This window comes from Streptomyces sp. NPDC014991 (genome assembly GCF_043080665.1).
In the GTDB taxonomy this organism is placed as follows: domain Bacteria; phylum Actinomycetota; class Actinomycetes; order Streptomycetales; family Streptomycetaceae; genus Streptomyces.
This window is the reverse complement of the sequence record NZ_JBIBVY010000001.1, coordinates 459,607-476,171: the sequence shown is the minus strand read 5'-3', so window position 1 is coordinate 476,171 and position 16,565 is coordinate 459,607. Positions and strand designations below refer to the sequence as shown.

At 71.8% G+C, this 16,565-nt stretch carries 16 protein-coding genes; 5 read left to right on the top strand and 11 right to left on the bottom strand.

What is annotated here, in order from left to right; translation table 11 throughout:
- Positions 1-48: 48 nt before the first annotated feature.
- The 4 genes from ACF1BE_RS02170 to ACF1BE_RS02155 all read right to left on the bottom strand — a co-directional run bounded on the left by ACF1BE_RS02170 (position 49) and on the right by ACF1BE_RS02155 (position 3,642).
- Positions 49-297 (bottom strand): acyl carrier protein, encoded by a 249-nt coding sequence (locus tag ACF1BE_RS02170; RefSeq protein ID WP_356816124.1) that lies wholly within the window; start codon positions 295-297, stop codon positions 49-51.
- A gap of 81 nt (positions 298-378) precedes the next feature.
- On the bottom strand, positions 379-1,410 hold the full coding sequence (locus ACF1BE_RS02165; RefSeq protein ID WP_392197063.1) for a ketoacyl-ACP synthase III: 1,032 nt from the start codon (positions 1,408-1,410) through the stop codon (positions 379-381).
- 10 nt (positions 1,411-1,420) lie between these two features.
- Positions 1,421-2,347, bottom strand: coding sequence for an ACP S-malonyltransferase (locus ACF1BE_RS02160; RefSeq protein ID WP_392197062.1), 927 nt, complete (start codon positions 2,345-2,347; stop codon positions 1,421-1,423).
- 89 nt (positions 2,348-2,436) lie between these two features.
- Positions 2,437-3,642, bottom strand: coding sequence for a PucR family transcriptional regulator (locus ACF1BE_RS02155; protein ID WP_392197061.1), 1,206 nt, complete (start codon positions 3,640-3,642; stop codon positions 2,437-2,439).
- Between the two features lie 71 nt (positions 3,643-3,713).
- On the opposite strand from ACF1BE_RS02155, the gene ACF1BE_RS02150 reads away from it, so the two are divergent.
- Positions 3,714-4,370 (top strand): pirin family protein, encoded by a 657-nt coding sequence (locus tag ACF1BE_RS02150; RefSeq protein WP_392197060.1) that lies wholly within the window; start codon positions 3,714-3,716, stop codon positions 4,368-4,370.
- Between the two features lie 71 nt (positions 4,371-4,441).
- On the opposite strand, the gene ACF1BE_RS02145 is transcribed toward ACF1BE_RS02150, so the two are convergent.
- Both ACF1BE_RS02145 and ACF1BE_RS02140 read right to left on the bottom strand, forming a co-directional pair.
- Positions 4,442-5,263, bottom strand: a complete 822-nt coding sequence (locus ACF1BE_RS02145) for a serine hydrolase domain-containing protein (protein WP_392197059.1) — start codon at positions 5,261-5,263, stop codon at positions 4,442-4,444.
- A gap of 19 nt (positions 5,264-5,282) precedes the next feature.
- Positions 5,283-5,765: a GNAT family N-acetyltransferase gene (locus tag ACF1BE_RS02140; RefSeq protein ID WP_392197058.1), complete on the bottom strand. Its 483-nt coding sequence runs from the start codon at positions 5,763-5,765 to the stop codon at positions 5,283-5,285.
- A gap of 97 nt (positions 5,766-5,862) precedes the next feature.
- Here ACF1BE_RS02140 and ACF1BE_RS02135 point away from each other — a divergent pair, with 97 nt between their 5' ends.
- Complete coding sequence (locus ACF1BE_RS02135; RefSeq protein WP_392197057.1) at positions 5,863-6,327, top strand: MerR family transcriptional regulator; 465 nt, start codon at positions 5,863-5,865, stop codon at positions 6,325-6,327.
- Positions 6,324-7,340, top strand: coding sequence for an aldo/keto reductase (locus ACF1BE_RS02130; protein WP_392197056.1), 1,017 nt, complete (start codon positions 6,324-6,326; stop codon positions 7,338-7,340). Before ACF1BE_RS02135 ends, ACF1BE_RS02130 begins: the two co-directional genes overlap by 4 nt.
- A 216-nt stretch (positions 7,341-7,556) precedes the next feature.
- Here the strand turns inward: ACF1BE_RS02130 and ACF1BE_RS02125 are convergent, their stop codons facing one another.
- The 3 genes from ACF1BE_RS02125 to ACF1BE_RS02115 form a co-directional block, all read right to left on the bottom strand.
- Positions 7,557-8,405, bottom strand: a complete 849-nt coding sequence (locus ACF1BE_RS02125; RefSeq protein WP_392197055.1) for a DUF4429 domain-containing protein — start codon at positions 8,403-8,405, stop codon at positions 7,557-7,559.
- Positions 8,406-8,471: 66 nt separating this feature from the next.
- On the bottom strand, positions 8,472-9,689 hold the full coding sequence (locus tag ACF1BE_RS02120) for an alpha/beta hydrolase (RefSeq protein WP_392197054.1): 1,218 nt from the start codon (positions 9,687-9,689) through the stop codon (positions 8,472-8,474).
- Between the two features lie 126 nt (positions 9,690-9,815).
- A complete protein-coding gene (locus ACF1BE_RS02115) occupies positions 9,816-10,442 on the bottom strand; it encodes a TetR family transcriptional regulator (RefSeq protein WP_392197053.1) in 627 nt (208 codons plus the stop codon).
- A gap of 113 nt (positions 10,443-10,555) precedes the next feature.
- Here ACF1BE_RS02115 and ACF1BE_RS02110 point away from each other — a divergent pair, with 113 nt between their 5' ends.
- The gene (locus tag ACF1BE_RS02110) at positions 10,556-12,172 is read left to right on the top strand and encodes an MFS transporter (protein WP_392197052.1); all 1,617 of its coding nucleotides are present in this window, start codon (positions 10,556-10,558) and stop codon (positions 12,170-12,172) included.
- 243 nt (positions 12,173-12,415) lie between these two features.
- On the top strand, positions 12,416-12,721 hold the full coding sequence (locus tag ACF1BE_RS02105; protein ID WP_392197051.1) for a small hydrophobic protein: 306 nt from the start codon (positions 12,416-12,418) through the stop codon (positions 12,719-12,721).
- A 150-nt stretch (positions 12,722-12,871) separates the two neighbouring features.
- On the opposite strand, the gene ACF1BE_RS02100 is transcribed toward ACF1BE_RS02105, so the two are convergent.
- Positions 12,872-13,612, bottom strand: a complete 741-nt coding sequence (locus ACF1BE_RS02100) for a potassium channel family protein (protein ID WP_392197050.1) — start codon at positions 13,610-13,612, stop codon at positions 12,872-12,874.
- A 78-nt stretch (positions 13,613-13,690) separates the two neighbouring features.
- Positions 13,691-16,438 carry a pyruvate dehydrogenase (acetyl-transferring), homodimeric type gene (aceE, locus tag ACF1BE_RS02095; RefSeq protein WP_392197049.1) on the bottom strand — a complete coding sequence of 916 codons (2,748 nt, stop codon included), beginning with the start codon at positions 16,436-16,438 and terminating at the stop codon, positions 13,691-13,693.
- Positions 16,439-16,565 lie beyond the last annotated feature (127 nt).

The following is a 16,565-nucleotide window of genomic DNA, read 5'->3' as shown; positions in this document are numbered from 1 at the left end:
GCCACCGCCGGGTGGCGGGGCCTGGCAGGCTGCTGCCTGCGCGGCGGATCAGGCCTGGTGCTTGAGGATGTAGTCGGTGGCGTCGCCGACGGTCCTGAGGTTCTTGACGTCCTCGTCCGGGATCTTCACGTCGAAGCGCTCCTCGGCGGCGACGACGACCTCGACCATGGACAGCGAGTCGACGTCCAGGTCGTCGGTGAAGGACTTGTCCCTCTGGACGTCCTCGGTGGGGATCCCGGCGATCTCGTTCACGATCTCTGCGAGACCGGTCACGATCTCTTCCTGAGTGGCGGCCATGTCAGGCGCTCCTTCTTCGATGTTTCAGACGGTTTGCGGCAGTTGTCCCCGTGCCGGACCGCATGGTCCGGCACGGAGTGCCTAGGGGAGGGTAACGACCGTGGCGGCGTAGACGAGACCCGCCCCGAATCCGATGACGAGCGCGGTGTCGCCGCTCTTCGCCTCCCCGGTCGCCAGGAGCCGCTCCATCGCGAGCGGGATCGAGGCGGCCGAGGTGTTGCCGGTGGTGCGGATGTCACGGGCGACCGTGACGTGCTCCGGCAGTTTCAGCGTCTTCACCATCGAGTCGATGATCCGCACGTTGGCCTGGTGCGGGATGAAGACGTCCAGTTCGTCCGAGGTGATCCCGGCCGCGTCCAGCGCCTGCTGGGCGACCTTCGCCATCTCGAACACGGCCCAGCGGAACACCGCCTGGCCCTCCTGCGTGATCGCAGGGAACTTGATGTTGCCGTCGCTGTCGAGCGGCAGCGCGGAGAGGTCACCGAGCCGGAACCGGTCCCACGACACGGTCTGCCGGATCGTCTCGGCCTTGTCGCCCTCGGAGCCCCACACGGTCGGGCCGATCGCCGGCTCGTCGGAGGGGCCGACGACGACCGCGCCGGCACCGTCGCCGAAGAGGAACGCGGTCGCCCGGTCCTCCAGGTCGGTCAGGTCGCTCAGCCGCTCCACGCCGATGACGAGGACGTGGTCGGCGGAACCTTCCACCACCATGCCCTTGGCGAGCGTCAGGCCGTAGCCGAAGCCCGCGCAGCCGGCCGAGATGTCGAAGGCGGCGGCCTTGTCCGTGCCCAGCCTGTCGGCGATCTCGGTGGCGACGGCCGGGGTCTGGCTGAAGTGCGAGACGGTGGAGACGACCACCGCGCCGATCCGCTCGGCGTCGATGCCCGCGTCCGCGATCGCCTTGCCGGAGGCCTCGACCGCCATCGTGGCCACGGTCTCGTCGGGTCCGGCCCAGTGCCGGGTCTCGATACCGGAGCGCGAACGGATCCACTCGTCCGACGAGTCGATCTTCTCGAGGATCACCTCGTTGGGCACGACCCGGGTCGGGCGGTAGCCGCCGACACCGAGGATGCGCGCGTACGGGGCGCCCTTGCTGGGCTTGATCTTCGCCATGTACGGCTCCTTAGACGCCGGTGTGCTCTGCGAGGAGAGCGCGGGCCGCGTCGAGATCGTCGGGGGTCTTCAGGGCCAGCGTCGCCACGCCGGGCAGTGCGCGCTTGGCCAGGCCGGTCAGCGTGCCGCCCGGGCACACCTCGATCAGCGCGGTGACGCCGAGTTCCTTGAAGGTCTCCATGCACAGGTCCCAGCGCACGGGGTTGGCGACCTGACCGACCAGCCGCTCCAGCACCTCGGCACCGGTGGCGACGGCCTGTCCGTCCTTGTTGGAGACGTAGGCGACCCGCGGGTCGGCGGGCGTGAGGTCCGCCGCGGCCTTGGCCAGCGTCTCGACCGCGGGGGCCATGTGACGCGTGTGGAAGGCGCCGGCGACCTTGAGCGGGACGACCTTGCGGACACCCTCGGGCTTGTCCTCGGCCAGCGCGGCGAGCTGCTCCCGCGTGCCGGCGGCCACGATCTGGCCCGCGCCGTTGATGTTCGCCGGGGTCAGGCCCAGCTTCTCCAGGTGCGCGAGGGTGACCTCCGGGTCACCGCCCAGCAGCGCCGCCATGCCGGTCTCCGTGACGGCGGCGGCGTCGGCCATCGCCAGACCCCGGGTGCGGACGAGACCGAGGGCGGCCGTGTCGTCCAGGATCCCGGCGAAGACGGCGGCGGTGATCTCACCCACGCTGTGACCCGCGACCGCGCCCGGCGCGATCTCGGTCATGTCACCCAGTGCCGCGGCGGACAGGATGCCGGCGGCCACCAGCAGCGGCTGGGCCACCGCGGTGTCCCGGATGGCGTCGGCGTCGGCCTGGGTGCCGTAGTGGGCCAGGTCCAGTCCGAGGGCGTCCGACCACGCGGCGACGCGGTCCGCGGCACCGGGGAGGTCGAGCCAGGGGGTCAGGAAGCCGGGCGTCTGGGCGCCCTGGCCGGGAGCGACGAGTACGAGCACTCTCACACTCTCTCTTGGGGACGGGCACGGCCGCCCGTGAGGACAGGGACGAAGAACACGGAGGGCTTTTGTGGAGCCCCCACAAAACCCTATGCCTGAGCATCACCGTCGGCCAGACGCCCCAGGATGAGCGCGATCCGCAGTGTGAAGGCGGATCGTACATCCGACGGCGACCAGCCGGTGACGTCTGTCACACGTCGGAGCCGGTAGCGCACGGTGTTCGGGTGAACGAAGAGCATTCTCGCCGCGCCTTCCAGGCTGCTGGCCTGCTCCAGGTAGACACTCAGGGTTTCCAGGAGAGCCGAGCCCGCCTCCTCCAGCGGTCTGTAGATCTCCTCCACCAGCTGCTCACGGGCGCTCGGATCGCCCGCCATGGCGCGCTCCGGCAGCAGATCGTCCGCGAGCACCGGCCGCGGCGCGTCCTGCCAGGCGGAACAGGCCTTCAGCCCCGCGGCGGCGGCCTGCGCGGACCGGGTGGCGGCCAGCAGGTCGGGTACGACGGGTCCCGCGACCACCGGCCCGGCCGCGTACGGCCCGATCAGCGACTTCGCGACGGCGAGCGGGTTGGGGCTGCCGCCGGCGACGACGACGAGCCGGTCCCCGAGCACCCCGGTGAGCACCTGGAGCTTGGCGTGCCGGGCGGCGCGCCGGATCGCCTCGACGGTCAGCTCGCTGTCCCCGTCCGGGGCGGTCCCGAGCACCACGCACACATGCTCGGGGGAGTTCCAGCCCAGCGCGGCGGCCCGGCTGACGGCCCCCTCGTCCGCCTCCCCGCTGAGCACGGCGTTCACCACCAGCGACTCCAGCCGCGCGTCCCAGGCACCCCGTGCCTCGGCGGCCTGGGCGTACACCTGGGCCGTGGCGAAGGCGATCTCGCGGGCGTACACCAGCAGCGCCTCGCGCAGCACCCGTTCGTCACCCGGCGCCGCCACCTCGTCGATGGCGCTCTCCATCACCTCGATCGTGGTGCGCACCATCTCCACGGTCTGCCGCAGCGTGATGGCCCGGGTCAGCTCGCGCGGCGCGGTCCCGAAGACGTCCGTGGAGATCGCCTGCGGCGCGTCCGGGCGCCGGAACCACTCGGTGAAGGCAGCGATGCCCGCCTGGGCGACGAGCCCGATCCAGGAACGGTTCTCCGGGGGCATGGCCCGGTACCACGGCAGGGTCTCGTCCATCCGTGCGATGGCCTGCGCGGCGAGACTGCCGGAGGACTTCTCCAGTCGCCTCAGGGTCGCGGCGTGCGCGTGGACGGCGTGTACTGCGGGGTCGCTGCGGTGGGTTTCGGGTTCGGGCACGGGGACAAGACTGCCTTATCGGGACGGGACCCTGCGTCGCCGGGTCCGGGACGGGGTCTACGGTGGTGCCCGTGACGGACGTCCGGCGCGCCGGTGAGCGCTACCGCGGAGGGGACCCGGAGACCGGGACCGACTCCCGCCACGCCTTCTCCTTCGGCCCGCACTTCGACCCGGACAACCTCCGCTTCGGCGCGCTGATCGCCTGCAACGAGGAACGGCTCGCCCCCGGCGCCGGCTTCGGCGAACACCCGCACAGCCACACCGAGATCGTCACCTGGGTGATCGAGGGCGAACTGACCCACCGCGACTCCACGGGCCACCGGACGACCGTCCGCCCCGGAGACGTCCAGCACCTCAGCGCGGCGACGGGCGTGCGGCACACCGAGCGCAACGACGGTGCCGTCCCGCTGGTCTTCCTCCAGATGTGGCTGGCCCCCCGGGAGGCGGGCGGCGAGCCCGCGTACCGGACCGTGACGGGCATCGCCGACTCCACTGCGTACGCGGTCCCGGCCGCCGGCGCGGTGCTGCACGTACGGCGCCTGGCACCGGGGGAGCGGGTCGCGGTGCCGGACGCGGCGTTCTTGTACGTGCACGTGGTGCGCGGCGAGGTGCGGCTGGACGGCGAGGAGCTGGGAGCGGGCGACGCGGCCCGTGTCACGGACGCGGCGGGCCTGGAGGCGGTGGCGGTCGCGGCGGCGGAGCTGCTGCTGTGGGAGATGGCGCCGTGACCACGGCCGTCGCCGGGCTCGGCCGCGGGGGCCGATCGCCCGGTTCCGCGCGCGACCGGCCGCCGCGGACCTCAGCCGCGCAGTTCCGTCAGCACCGCGTCCGTGAACGCCGGCCACGCCTCGATCGCCCAAGTGCCGAACGCCCGGTCCGTCAGAGCCACCGCCGCCACCCCGGCGTCGGGGTCGATCCACAGGAACGTACCGGACTGGCCGAAGTGCCCGAACGTGCGCGGCGAGGACGAAGCGCCCGTCCAGTGCGGGGACTTGCCGCCGCGGATCTCGAATCCCAGGCCCCAGTCGTTGGGGTTCTGGTGGCCGTAACCGGGCAGGACCCCCTTCCTCCCGGGGTACTGGACGGTCATCGCCTCCGCGACCGTCCGCGGGTCCAGCAGGCGCGGTGCCTGTACCTCCGCCGCGAACCGCAGCAGGTCCGACACCGTCGACACGCCGTCCTTGGCCGGCGAGCCCTCCAGTGACGTCGACGTCATCCCCAGCGGAGCCAGCACGGCCTGCCGCAGGTACTCGGCGAACGGGATGTCCGTCGCCCGGGCGATGTGGTCACCGAGCTGCTCGAACCCGGCGTTGGAGTACAGCCGCCGCTCCCCGGCCGCGGCGGTGACCCGGTGCTCGTCGAAGGCCAGGCCGGAGGTGTGCGCGAGCAGGTGACGGACCGTCGACCCGGGCGGACCGGCCGGCTCGTCCAGCTCGACCGCCCCCTCCTCGTACGCCACGAGCGCCGCGTAGGCCGCCAGTGGCTTGGTGACGGAGGCCAGCGGGAAGCGGTGCCCGGCGGGGCCGTGTGTCCCGAGGACGGTCCCGTCGGCACGTACGACACCCGCCGCGGCGGTGGGGACGGGCCAGTTCTCGATCAGTGCCAGGCTCTGCGACGACATGTGCCCGAGCCTATGCGGCTCACAGCAGCAGCCGCATCGACGGGTCGGGGTCGCGGGTGAAACCGAGGGAGGCGTACAGCGGCTCGGCCTCCGGCGAGGCGTTGAGCAGCACGTGCCCGGCGCCCCGCGCCCGGAACCAGGCCAGCAGCTCGGTCATGCACGCGCGCGCGTACCCACGCCGTCGGGCGTCCGGGTCGGTCGCGACACTGAAGACGTGGCCGACCCGCCCCCGCGGATTCCCCGCCTTGCCGATGCGGTACTCCACGGTCCCCGCCACCAGCGCGGCCAGCGCCCCCGGCCGGCCGGCGCGGTCCACGACGAACGCCGCGAAGTCCCCGTCCTGCTCGCCGAGCCGCTCCCGCAGCGTCGGCAGCGACTCCGCGTGCCAGTCGGCCGGTCCCGGCCCCGAACTCCCGGAGCCCCACAGGGAGTCGATCATCAGCTGGCGCAGTCGCAGCACTTCGGCGGCGTCCTCGGGCCGGGCCCGGCGTACGGAACTCATGTCCCGCACGCTAACCACCCCGCCTTGATCACGTCGCGCGGATTTCTTGCCGGTCCCGCTTGCCTGGAGTGCACTCGAAGGTCATAGCGTGGGGGCCATGACGGTGACGCAGACCACGCCGGCGGCCACCGGGCACGCCACCCCCACCGACATCTGCTCCGCCCCGCCGCGGCGCCATCCACGGCCCGACGGCCAGGACCGCTACACGATCAGTGAGGTCGTCGCCCGCACGGGTCTGACCGCGCACACCCTGCGCTGGTACGAGCGGATCGGGCTGATGCCGCACGTCGACCGCTCGCACACCGGCCAGCGCCGCTACAGCAACCGCGACCTGGACTGGCTGGACTTCGTGACCAAGCTGCGGCTGACCGGGATGCCGGTGGCGGACATGGTCCGGTACGCGGAACTGGTGCGCGAGGGCGAGAGCACGTACGCGGCGCGCCGGGGGCTGCTGGAGGCCACCCGCCGGGACGTGCTGGGCCGGATCGCCGAACTGCGGGACACGCTCGCCGTGCTCGACCGCAAGATCAGTTTCTACGCCACGGAGGGAACCAACCGATGACCGACGCCAGGATCGCTACGGTACGGCTCGGCGCACAGGGGCCGGTGACCGGCGTCCAGGGGCTCGGCTGCATGGGCATGAGCGCCGCGTACGGACCCACCGACACCGACCAGGCCCGGGCGACGCTGGAGCGGGCCCTCGAACTCGGCGTCACCCTCTACGACACCGCCGACTTCTACGGCTCCGGCGAGAACGAACGGTTCCTCGCCCCGTTCCTCAAGACCCACCGGAACGAGGTGGTCATCGCCACCAAGTTCGCCCTGTCCTGGCATCCGGACGACCCGGCGAAGCGGATCATCCGCAACGACCCGCCCTACATCCGCCAGGCCGTCGAGGCCAGCCTGCGGCGGCTCGGCGTCGACGTGATCGACCTCTACTACATGCACCGCCGCGATGTGGACGTCCCCATCGAGGAGACCGTCGGCACGATGGCGGACCTGGTCCGGGAGGGCAAGGTCAAGCACCTCGGGCTCAGCGAGGTCACCGCCGACGAGCTGCGCGCCGCGCACGCCGTGCACCCGGTCGCGGCCGTGCAGTCGGAGTGGTCCCTGTTCAGCCGGGACATCGAGGCCCGGGTCGTACCGGCCGCGCGGGACCTGGGCGTCGCCCTCGTGCCGTACTCCCCGCTGGGCCGCGGCTTCCTCACCGGAGCCTTCGCCGACGCCGCGCAGGACCTCACCGCCGGCGACTTCCGCCGCCACATGCCCCGCTACAGCGGGGACAACGCGGCCGCCAACGCGGCCCTGCTGGCGCCGGTCCGCGCGATCGCCGAGGCCCACGGGGCCACCCTCGGCCAGATCGCCCTGGCCTGGATCCAGCAGCGGGCGGCGGTCGACGGGCTGACGGTGGTCCCCATCCCGGGCACCCGCAGTCCGGGCAGGGTGGCGGAGAACGCCGCGGCGACCCGGATCACCCTCACCGACGCGGAGCTGGCCCGGCTGGAGCCGATCGCGGCCGAGGTGGCGGGCGACCGCTACACGGACATGGCCTTCACCTCCGCGGGCAGGGAGTAGCGGCCGACCGGGAGGGGAGCGGACCGCGCCCGCGGACGGGCCGGCGGCTTCCACCGGTGCTGGCCGTCCAGGGCGGACGCCGTGCTGGAGGCGTCCCCGGACCTCGCCGGGCAGGCGCCCGGGAGGCGGGGTGGCCGCCGGACACGCGGGGTCCGGGAGGGGGCGCGGCCGGACGCGGGGGGCGCGGGACCCGTCGCGGGGCGCGCCCGGTGGACGCTACAGCTCGGCGAGCAGGTCGGCCTTCTTGGCGGAGAACTCCTCGTCGGTGATCAGCCCGGCCCGGTGCAGCTCCCCGAGGTGCCGGATCCGCTCGGCGATGCCGGCGGGGTCGCGCCGCGACACGGCCGGTGCCAGCGGTGCCGGTCCGCGGGAGCGCACCGCCGAGAGGACCGCCGCGGCGAACGGCAGCGACTCGTGCACCGGCCCGTACCCCAGCCCGAACACCACCGAGGCCGGGTCCTGGTCCGGTAGCGCGGACCGGCCGGCGCCCGGGTCACGGGGCAGCAGCCGCAGGTGTCCCTCGAAGACCTCCGGCGACCGCCACTCCACCCCGCTCAGCCCGGTCACCGCGAAGCTCTGGTCGCCGGCCTTCCACTTCGCCGAGGACGCACCCGTCCAGGACCAGCGGAACTGCACGGACGTCCCGTCGAAGGAGGCCTTCCCGTCGTACGCCTTGAACTGGAGCGGTGCCTCGGGCGCCGCCACCAGGTACCGCTCCACGGGCCCGGACCCGGTCAGCAGGCCCTTCAGCTCGTCGGCGTAGTACTCCGCGAGGGTCTCCCGCTCGGCCGGCAGCGCCAGCCGGTAGGGGTCGGAGCCCTCCTTCAGCTGGCCGTCGGCCGCCTCCATCAGCGGATCGGCGCCGGGGCGTGGCCGCAGCCGCAGGACGACCGTGCCGCGTCTGCCCGGGCTGAGGGTCACCTCCTCGACCGCGGCCAGCGGAATCCGGCGCTCGCCGAGCGCCTGGAACAGCTTCGGTGTCCGTATCCCCCGTTCGTAACGGATGAGCACGGAGTCGGACTCGAACTCCCATACGGCATGAAATCCCGCCAGTACGTCACCCATGCGGCTCATCGTATGCGGCACGTGCTCCTCCGTCGCCACCCGCGCAGACCGCACTTCCTGCTGTCTCTACGCGCGTCCGGCCGTCGTCGTGCCGGACAGACCGGACCGGCACGCGTCGTTCTCCTGTGCGCACGTCACCACGTCGTACGCGCCCACGCCGATGTCGGCGAGGTTGCGCAGGCTGTCCGTGCCCGGCTGGAAGTAACCGCTGTGGCCCTGCGCGTCCCGCGCCGACAGCACCCGCGCCCCGAAGCCCGCGGACACCGGGTCGGCGCCGTGACCGAGGCCGCCCAGCTCCAGGTACGGCACGTCCTGCACCCAGTCGGTGGCGTCCCGCATGGCCCACACCCGGGCCGTCGTGCGCAGATGGCCGGCCTGGGTGACCCGCATGCCGGGGCTCGCCGCCACGGCTATGTCGGCCACCCGGCCGGGCATGCCGTGCGCGGCGACCCCGCAGACGACGGAGCCGTAGCTGTGGCAGAACATCGACACCGGGGCACGGCCGGGCAGCGCGCGCAGCAACGCGTTCAGCCGTACGGCGCCCTCCTCGGCGCGCAGGCCGGTGGCCGCGTCCACCCCGAGCCCGTCGGGAGCGGTGTAGTCGGCCCAGGCGATCACCGCCGTACCGGTCGTGGGACTCGCCGTGCGCTCGGCCGCGTACAGGGCCTTGGCCATGCCGACCGGGGCGCTGTACCTGCGGTACGTCCGCTGGAAGGTGAGCAGGTCGGTGTCGACGCCGGGGACGACGACCGAGACCCGCTGCGCCCTGTCGAGGTCGCCGAACACCTCGGCGACCCGGCCCGAACCCTCGGGGTCGAAGGCCAGGATGTGCCGGCCGGGACTCAGCAGGGAGGCGTAGCGCTGCATCCGGTGGCCCGCGTCCTGCTGGCCGGCGGTGCTGAGCCGGCTGTCGTGCATCCGCTTCCGCTCCACCGCGCGGGCCTGCTTCAGCGCGACGCGGTTGGCGAGGTAGCGCAGCGGGACGGGGGCGCCGTTCATGTTGCCGACGGCCAGCGGGTAGCGGTGGGCGAGACGGTCGCGCTCGTGCGGGGTGAGCGAGGCGAAGAAGTGGCCGAGGCGCGCCGGGCCGGACCCGGGGTCCGGCAGGTGGCGGCCGTGGATGCTGCCGTGCTCCCACTGGGAGAGCGAGGCCTGGAGTGCCGTCGACTCCCGGTGGCTGCGCATGGCGGTCCAGCCGGTGGTCGCGAGCATCACGAACACCACGGCCAGCGCCGGCAGGGCGCGCCAGACGTTCAATTTCGGGGAGGTGTCGAAGGAAGTCACTGGGAGGACACACTAGGAGAACGGGAGGGTCTCGCGGTAACCGAGTGACACGGATCACGTGCAGGACCACGTTTCAGCGGACGTCGCACCACGTGACGACGGTCCGCCGGTGACCCGCCGGCGTTCTCAGCCGGCGCGCCAGTTCCCCGTGAGTGCCGAAGACAGCTGGTCGAGGTACGACGCGGTGAGCGTGCGGATCGACTCCAGGCCGAAGTCCTCGCCGGTGCACCACTGCCGTTCGGAGACCCGGATCACCCCGCCGAACACGGCCACCGCCAGCCGTGGCCGCGGGTCGGTGTCCACGTCGACGCCCTCCCGCTCGGCCAGTACCCGCGCGATGGTCTCCTCCGTCGCCGCCGACCGGCGCAGATGCGCGGCGAGCAGCGCGGGCGTGGAGTCGATCGTGCGGTACATACGCAGGTACAGCTCGACCGGGACGGCCGACTCGACGGTCTCGCGGATCGCGTCCCAGCCCTCCAGGAACGCCTGCCGCAGCGCCTGCATCGGCGCCTCCTGCGGCGGCCGGGCGCGGACGGCCGCCACGAAGGCCGCCTCCGTCGTCTTCTGGACCGCGAAGGCGACGTCCTCCTTGCCCGCGAAGTAACGGAAGAAGGTGCGCTGCGAGACGTCGACGGCCTCGGCGATCTCGTCGACGGTGGTCTGCTCGTACCCCTGTGTGGTGAACAGTTCGAGAGCGGCCCGCAGCAGCGCCTCCCGGGTACGCCGCTTCTTGCGTTCGCGCAGCGTCTCCATGGCCCTCTCTCCCGTGAACGTCCGGCCTGTTCAGCCTATCCGGCGACGACATGTCAGTAACCGTCTTGTGATTCGGTTTGTCAACTGTCAGTCACTGTCACTAGCCTCGGGGTATGACTAGTCAGACCGCCATCGACCCGACGGGACCGGGGGACAAGGCACCCGCTCCGTCGGGCCCGCCCCCGGCCTCGGGGCTGCGTGGCCACCCGTGGCTCACCCTCATCACCGTCGCCGTAGGGGTCATGATGGTGGCCCTGGACGGCACCATCGTGGCCATCGCCAACCCGGCCATCCGCGACGACCTGCACGCGTCCTTCGCCGACGTGCAGTGGATCACCAACTCCTACTTCCTCGCCCTCGCGGTCACACTGATCACCGCGGGCAAGCTCGGAGACCGCTTCGGCCACCGGCAGACCTTCCTCATCGGGGTCACCGGCTTCGCCGTCGCCTCCGGTGCCATCGGGCTCTCCGGCAGCATCGCCGCTGTCGTCACCTTCCGCGTCTTCCAGGGGCTGTTCGGCGCGCTGCTGATGCCGGCCGCGCTCGGCGTGCTGCGGGCCACCTTCCCGGCCGAGAAGCTCAACATGGCCATCGGCGTGTGGGGCATGGTGATCGGCGCCTCGACGGCGGGCGGCCCCATCCTCGGCGGCGTCCTCGTCGAACACGTCAACTGGCAGTCGGTGTTCTTCATCAACGTGCCGGTCGGTGCCCTCGCCCTGCTCCTCGGCACCCTGATCCTGCTCGACCACCGGGCCGAGAACGCCCCGCGCTCCTTCGACATTCTCGGCATCGCCCTGCTGTCCGGCGCGATGTTCTGCCTGGTCTGGGCGCTCATCAAGGCCCCGGCGTGGGGCTGGGGCGCGGGCCGGACCTGGCTGTTCCTCGGCGCCTCGGCGCTGCTGTTCGTGCTCTTCGCCCTCTGGGAGACGCGGGTGGCGGAACCGCTGATCCCGCTGCGCCTGTTCCGTTCCGTGCCGTTCTCGGCGGGTGCGGTGCTGATGGTCCTGATGTCCATCGCGTTCATGGGCGGCCTGTTCTTCGTGACGTTCTACCTCCAGAACGTCCACGGCATGAGCCCCGTCGACGCCGGCCTGCACCTGCTGCCGCTCACCGGCATGATGATCGTCGGCTCCCCGCTCGCCGGCGCCGCGATCACCCGGCTCGGCCCGCGCGTCCCGCTGGCCGGCGGCATGGCCGTCACCGCGGTCGCCCTGTACGGCATGTCCACGCTCGAGGTCGACACCGGCAGCGCGCTGATGTCCCTCTGGTTCGCCCTGCTCGGCCTCGGTCTCGCGCCGGTCATGGTCGGTGCCACGGAGGTCATCGTCGGTAACGCCCCCATGGAGCTGTCCGGCGTGGCGGGCGGTCTCCAGCAGGCGGCCATGCAGATCGGCAGCAGCCTCGGTACGGCGGTGCTCGGCGCCGTGATGGCCTCCAAGGTCGACAGCGACCTGCCGGGCAACTGGGCCGACGCCGGTCTGCCGAAGCTGACGCCCGGTCAGCTCGGCCAGGCCTCCGAGGCCGTGCAGGTCGGTGTGGCCCCGGTGACGAAGGGCATGCCGGAACCGGTCGCCGCGAAGATCACCGCCGTCGCCCACGACACCTTCATCTCCGGCATGAGCCTCGCCTCCCTGGTCGCGGCCGGCGTGGCGGCGGGCGCCGTCCTGGTCGCGCTGCTCACCAAGCGCGGCGAGAACGCGGAGGCGGGCGCGGGCGTGGGCCACATCTGAGACCCGGTCACCGCTCCCCTTCCCGGCGGAGTTCCCCTATCAGGGTGACCCCGCTCAAGATCGCTCGCTCCCGGCGCGCGTGCCAGGTCACAGTGGGTCAGGTCCTCCGCAGGACCTGGGGGGGGGCGGCCGGGCCGCGGCGCGCGCTGCCGGAGGGGGGTGGCGCGCGCAGGTCTGCCGGGACGGAACCGGGGTACCCGCACACCGAAGCCGAACTGTCCAAAGAACCCCAGGGAGTTGATGATGGCGGGCTTCGGGCAAGGAACGCGCGGGTACCCCCGGTCCCGCGGCCGGACGTGGCAGCGGACCGGGCCGGACCGTGCGACGCTCGGGATCATCGGAACCATCTGTGCGGTGGCCGGCTTTTTCGCACTGGGCATCATCCTCGGCCCCGTCGCGATGTTCTGCGGCTGGCAGTCGATGGGCCGCACCTGGTCCAGCGACCGCAACGTACCGGCTCTGGTGGCCCTGATCCTGGGCGCGATCGACACCCTGCTCGCCATCATCGCCCTGGCGGGCGCGGCGACCTGGGGCCACGGCCTGCTGTAGCCGGCGGGCACCCCGGCGCCTGGGGCGCGGGTGGACGTGCGCTGTGGCACCGGCTGCGGGATCGTCGTGGCCGGTCGCGCGGTTCCCCGCGCCCCTGGCGGTGCCCCGGCGGCGTGGGCCTGTGGAGCGCGCGCCCGGCCGGGCGTCGCGTCAGCGGTGTTCCCGTTGTTCCGCGGCCAGCCGTGCCACCTCCGCCCGCAGCAGCCGTACCTCCTCGGTCAGGGAGGCGATCGCCTCCGTCTGCCGCCGTTCCTCCACGTCGTCCTTCTCGAACCGCGAGATGAACCACGCGGCGATGTTCGCGGTGACGACACCGAGCAGCGCGATGCCCGACAGCATCAGCCCGACCGCGATCATCCGTCCTAGCCCGGTGGTCGGCGCGTGGTCCCCGTATCCCACGGTCGTCATCGTCGTGAAGGACCACCACACGGCGTCGCCCAGCGTCCGGATGTTCCCGTGCGGCGACTCCCGTTCCACGGACAGCACCGCCAGCGAGCCGAACATCAGCAGTCCGATCACGGCCCCGACGACATACGTGGTCAGCCGGATCTGCGGAGCCATCCGCGCCCGCCGCCCCACCAGCAGCAGCGTGGACACCAGGCGCAGCAGCCGCAGCGGCTGGAGCATCGGCAGGATCACCGCGCACAGGTCGAGCCAGTGGCGCCGTACGAACTGTCCGCGGTGCGGGGTGAGTGCCAGCCGCATCAGGTAGTCGACGGCGAACGCGCCCCACACCACCCACTCCACCACCGTGCACGCCGCGGTCAGGGAGCGTCCGGCGGACGCGTCCACGATCGGTACCGCGTAGGCGACGGTGAACGCGAGCGCGAACGCCAGCAGCGGCCGTTGGGTGTGCCGCTCCCACCGCGCCTGCGCCGACAGTTGTTCCATGAGCGCATCGTAAAGAAGACATAAGGGCGGTGGAGTGTTCGGCTCCACCGCCCTCGGGTCGTTCCCGGGCCGCTCAGGTCACGCGTCGCCGCCCGCCACGCCCGGATCCGCCGCCGAGACGTCCAGCAGCTGGTACCGGTCGATGGCCTGCTTCAGCACGGACCGGTCCACCTTGCCCTCACGCGCCAGCTCGGTCAGCACCGCCACCACGATCGACTGGGCGTCGATGTGGAAGAAGCGGCGCGCGGCCCCCCGGGTGTCGGCGAAGCCGAAACCGTCCGCGCCGAGGGACTGGTAGGTGCCCGGCACCCACCGGGCGATCTGGTCCGGAACCGACCGCATCCAGTCGGACACGGCCACGAACGGGCCCTCCGCGGCGCCGAGCTTCCGCGTCACGTACGGCACCCGCTGCTCCTCCTCGGGGTGCAGCAGGTTGTACCGCTCGCACTCCACGGCCTCGCGGCGCAGCTCGTTCCAGGAGGTCGCGGACCACACGTCCGCCCTGACGTCCCACTCCTCGGCGAGGATCCGCTGCGCCTGGAGCGCCCACGGCACCGCGACACCGGAGGCCATGATCTGCGCCGGGATCGAGCCGCCGGTGCCCGCACCGATCCTGTGGACGCCCTTCACGATGCCCTCCACGTCCACGTCGGCGGGCTCGGCCGGGTGCTGGATGGGCTCGTTGTAGACGGTCAGGTAGTAGAAGACGTCCTCGCCGTGCGGGTGCTCGGGCGAGCTGCCGTACATCCGGCGCAGGCCGTCCTGCACGATGTGCGCGATCTCGTAGGCGTACGCCGGGTCGTAGGCCACGCACGCCGGGTTGGTCGAGGCGAGCAGCTGCGAGTGGCCGTCCGCGTGCTGGAGGCCCTCACCGGTCAGGGTCGTACGACCGGCGGTCGCACCCAGCACGAAGCCGCGCGCCAGCTGGTCGGCCATCTGCCAGAACTGGTCGCCGGTGCGCTGGAAACCGAACATCGAGTAGAAGACGTAGACCGGGATCAGCGGCTCGCCGTGCGTGGCGTACGCCGAGCCGGCCGCGATCAGCGAGGCCGTGCAGCCGGCCTCGGAGATGCCGTCGTGCAGCATCTGACCGGTCGGCGACTCCTTGTAGGCCAGGAGCAGCTCCCGGTCCACCGCCTCGTACTGCTGGCCGAGCGGGTTGTAGATCTTCGCACTCGGGAAGAAGGAGTCCATGCCGAACGTGCGGTACTCGTCCGGTGCGATCAGTACGAACCGCTTACCGATCTCCTTGTCGCGCATGAGGTCCTTGAGGAGGCGCACGAAGGCCATCGTCGTCGCGATGGACTGCTGGCCCGTGCCCTTCTTCACCGTCGCGTACGTCTTGTCGTCCGGCAGTGGCAGCGGCTGGGAGCGGATGACGCGGGTGGGAACGTAACCGCCGAGCGACCGGCGGCGGTCGTGCATGTACTGGATCTCCTCCGTGTCCGGGCCCGGGTGGTAGTACGGCGGCAGGCCGGACTCCAGCTCCTTGTCGGAGATCGGCAGGTGCAGGCGGTCCCGGAAGCGCTTGAGGTCGTCGACCGTCAGCTTCTTCATCTGGTGGGTGGCGTTGCGGCCCTCGAAGTTCGGGCCCAGCGTCCAGCCCTTGACCGTCTTGGCGAGGATGACCGTCGGCTGCCCCCGGTGCTCCTTGGCCGCCTTGAACGCCGCGTAGATCTTGCGGTGGTCGTGGCCGCCGCGGCCCAGGTGCAGGATCTGGTCGTCGGTCATGTTCTCGACCATCGCGCGCAGCCGGTGGTCGTCACCGAAGAAGTGGTCACGGATGTAGGCGCCGGACTCGGTGGCGTACGTCTGGAACTGCCCGTCCGGGGTGATGTTCATCTTGTTGACGAGGATGCCGTCCCGGTCCTGCGCGAGCAGCGGGTCCCAGGTGCGGTCCCAGATCAGCTTGATCACGTTCCAGCCGGCGCCCCGGAAGACCGACTCCAGCTCCTGGATGATCTTGCCGTTGCCGCGCACCGGGCCGTCGAGGCGCTGGAGGTTGCAGTTGACGACGAAGGTCAGGTTGTCCAGGCCCTCGCGTGCGGCGATGGTCAGCTGACCGAGCGACTCCGGCTCGTCCATCTCGCCGTCGCCGAGGAACGCCCACACGTGCGAGCGGGAGGTGTCCGCGATACCGCGCGCCTCCATGTAGCGGTTCATCCGCGCCTGGTAGATCGCACCGAGCGGGCCGAGGCCCATGGAGACCGTCGGGAACTCCCAGAAGTCCGGCATGGAGCGCGGGTGGGGGTAGCTGGAGAGGCCCTCGGGGTACTTCGACTTCTCCTGGCGGAAGCCGTCCAGCTGGCTCTCGGTGAGCCGGTCGAGCAGGTACGCGCGCGCGTAGATGCCGGGGGAGGCGTGGCCCTGGAAGAAGACCTGGTCGCCGCCGTCGCCCTCGTCCTTGCCGCGGAAGAAGTGGTTGAAGCCGACGTCGTACAGGGAGGCGGAGGAGGCGAACGTGGCGATGTGGCCGCCGACGCCGATGCCCGGGCGCTGGGCGCGGGACACCATGACGGCCGCGTTCCAGCGGGTCGCGTTCAGGATCCGGCGCTCGATCTCCTCGTTGCCGGGGAAGAACGGCTCGCTCTTGGTGGGGATGGTGTTGACGTAGTCCGTGCTGCGCATCTCGGGCACGGCCACGCGCTTCTCGCGCGCCCGCTCGATCAGACGCAGCATGAGGTAGCGGGCCCGCTCCCGGCCGCGCTCGTCGACGGCGGCGTCCAGGGAGTCGAGCCACTCCTGGGTCTCTTCGGGATCGAAGTCAGGAACCTGACTCGGAAGGCCGCCAATGATGATCGGATTACGATCGGATCCGGAAGCCACGCTGTTCCTTACCTGTGAGAGGGCCAGTTTCTGCGCCTGCCTGCGCCGTCCCCATCGTGTACCTCGGGAAGGCGTACGTCATCCGCACCGGTCAAAACGCAACGATACGCCCGGGGTGTGACGCGCT

Coding starts and splice junctions, on each gene's coding strand:
- ACF1BE_RS02100 (WP_392197050.1), bottom strand. CDS start 13,612: ATGGAACAACTGTCGGCGCAGGCGCGGTGGGAGCGGCACACCCAACGG.
- ACF1BE_RS02145 (WP_392197059.1), bottom strand. CDS start 5,263: ATGTCGTCGCAGAGCCTGGCACTGATCGAGAACTGGCCCGTCCCCACC.
- ACF1BE_RS02170 (WP_356816124.1), bottom strand. CDS start 297: ATGGCCGCCACTCAGGAAGAGATCGTGACCGGTCTCGCAGAGATCGTG.
- ACF1BE_RS02130 (WP_392197056.1), top strand. CDS start 6,324: ATGACCGACGCCAGGATCGCTACGGTACGGCTCGGCGCACAGGGGCCG.
- ACF1BE_RS02110 (WP_392197052.1), top strand. CDS start 10,556: ATGACTAGTCAGACCGCCATCGACCCGACGGGACCGGGGGACAAGGCA.
- ACF1BE_RS02125 (WP_392197055.1), bottom strand. CDS start 8,405: ATGGGTGACGTACTGGCGGGATTTCATGCCGTATGGGAGTTCGAGTCC.
- ACF1BE_RS02105 (WP_392197051.1), top strand. CDS start 12,416: ATGGCGGGCTTCGGGCAAGGAACGCGCGGGTACCCCCGGTCCCGCGGC.
- ACF1BE_RS02115 (WP_392197053.1), bottom strand. CDS start 10,442: ATGGAGACGCTGCGCGAACGCAAGAAGCGGCGTACCCGGGAGGCGCTG.
- ACF1BE_RS02140 (WP_392197058.1), bottom strand. CDS start 5,765: ATGAGTTCCGTACGCCGGGCCCGGCCCGAGGACGCCGCCGAAGTGCTG.
- ACF1BE_RS02135 (WP_392197057.1), top strand. CDS start 5,863: ATGACGGTGACGCAGACCACGCCGGCGGCCACCGGGCACGCCACCCCC.
- ACF1BE_RS02165 (WP_392197063.1), bottom strand. CDS start 1,410: ATGGCGAAGATCAAGCCCAGCAAGGGCGCCCCGTACGCGCGCATCCTC.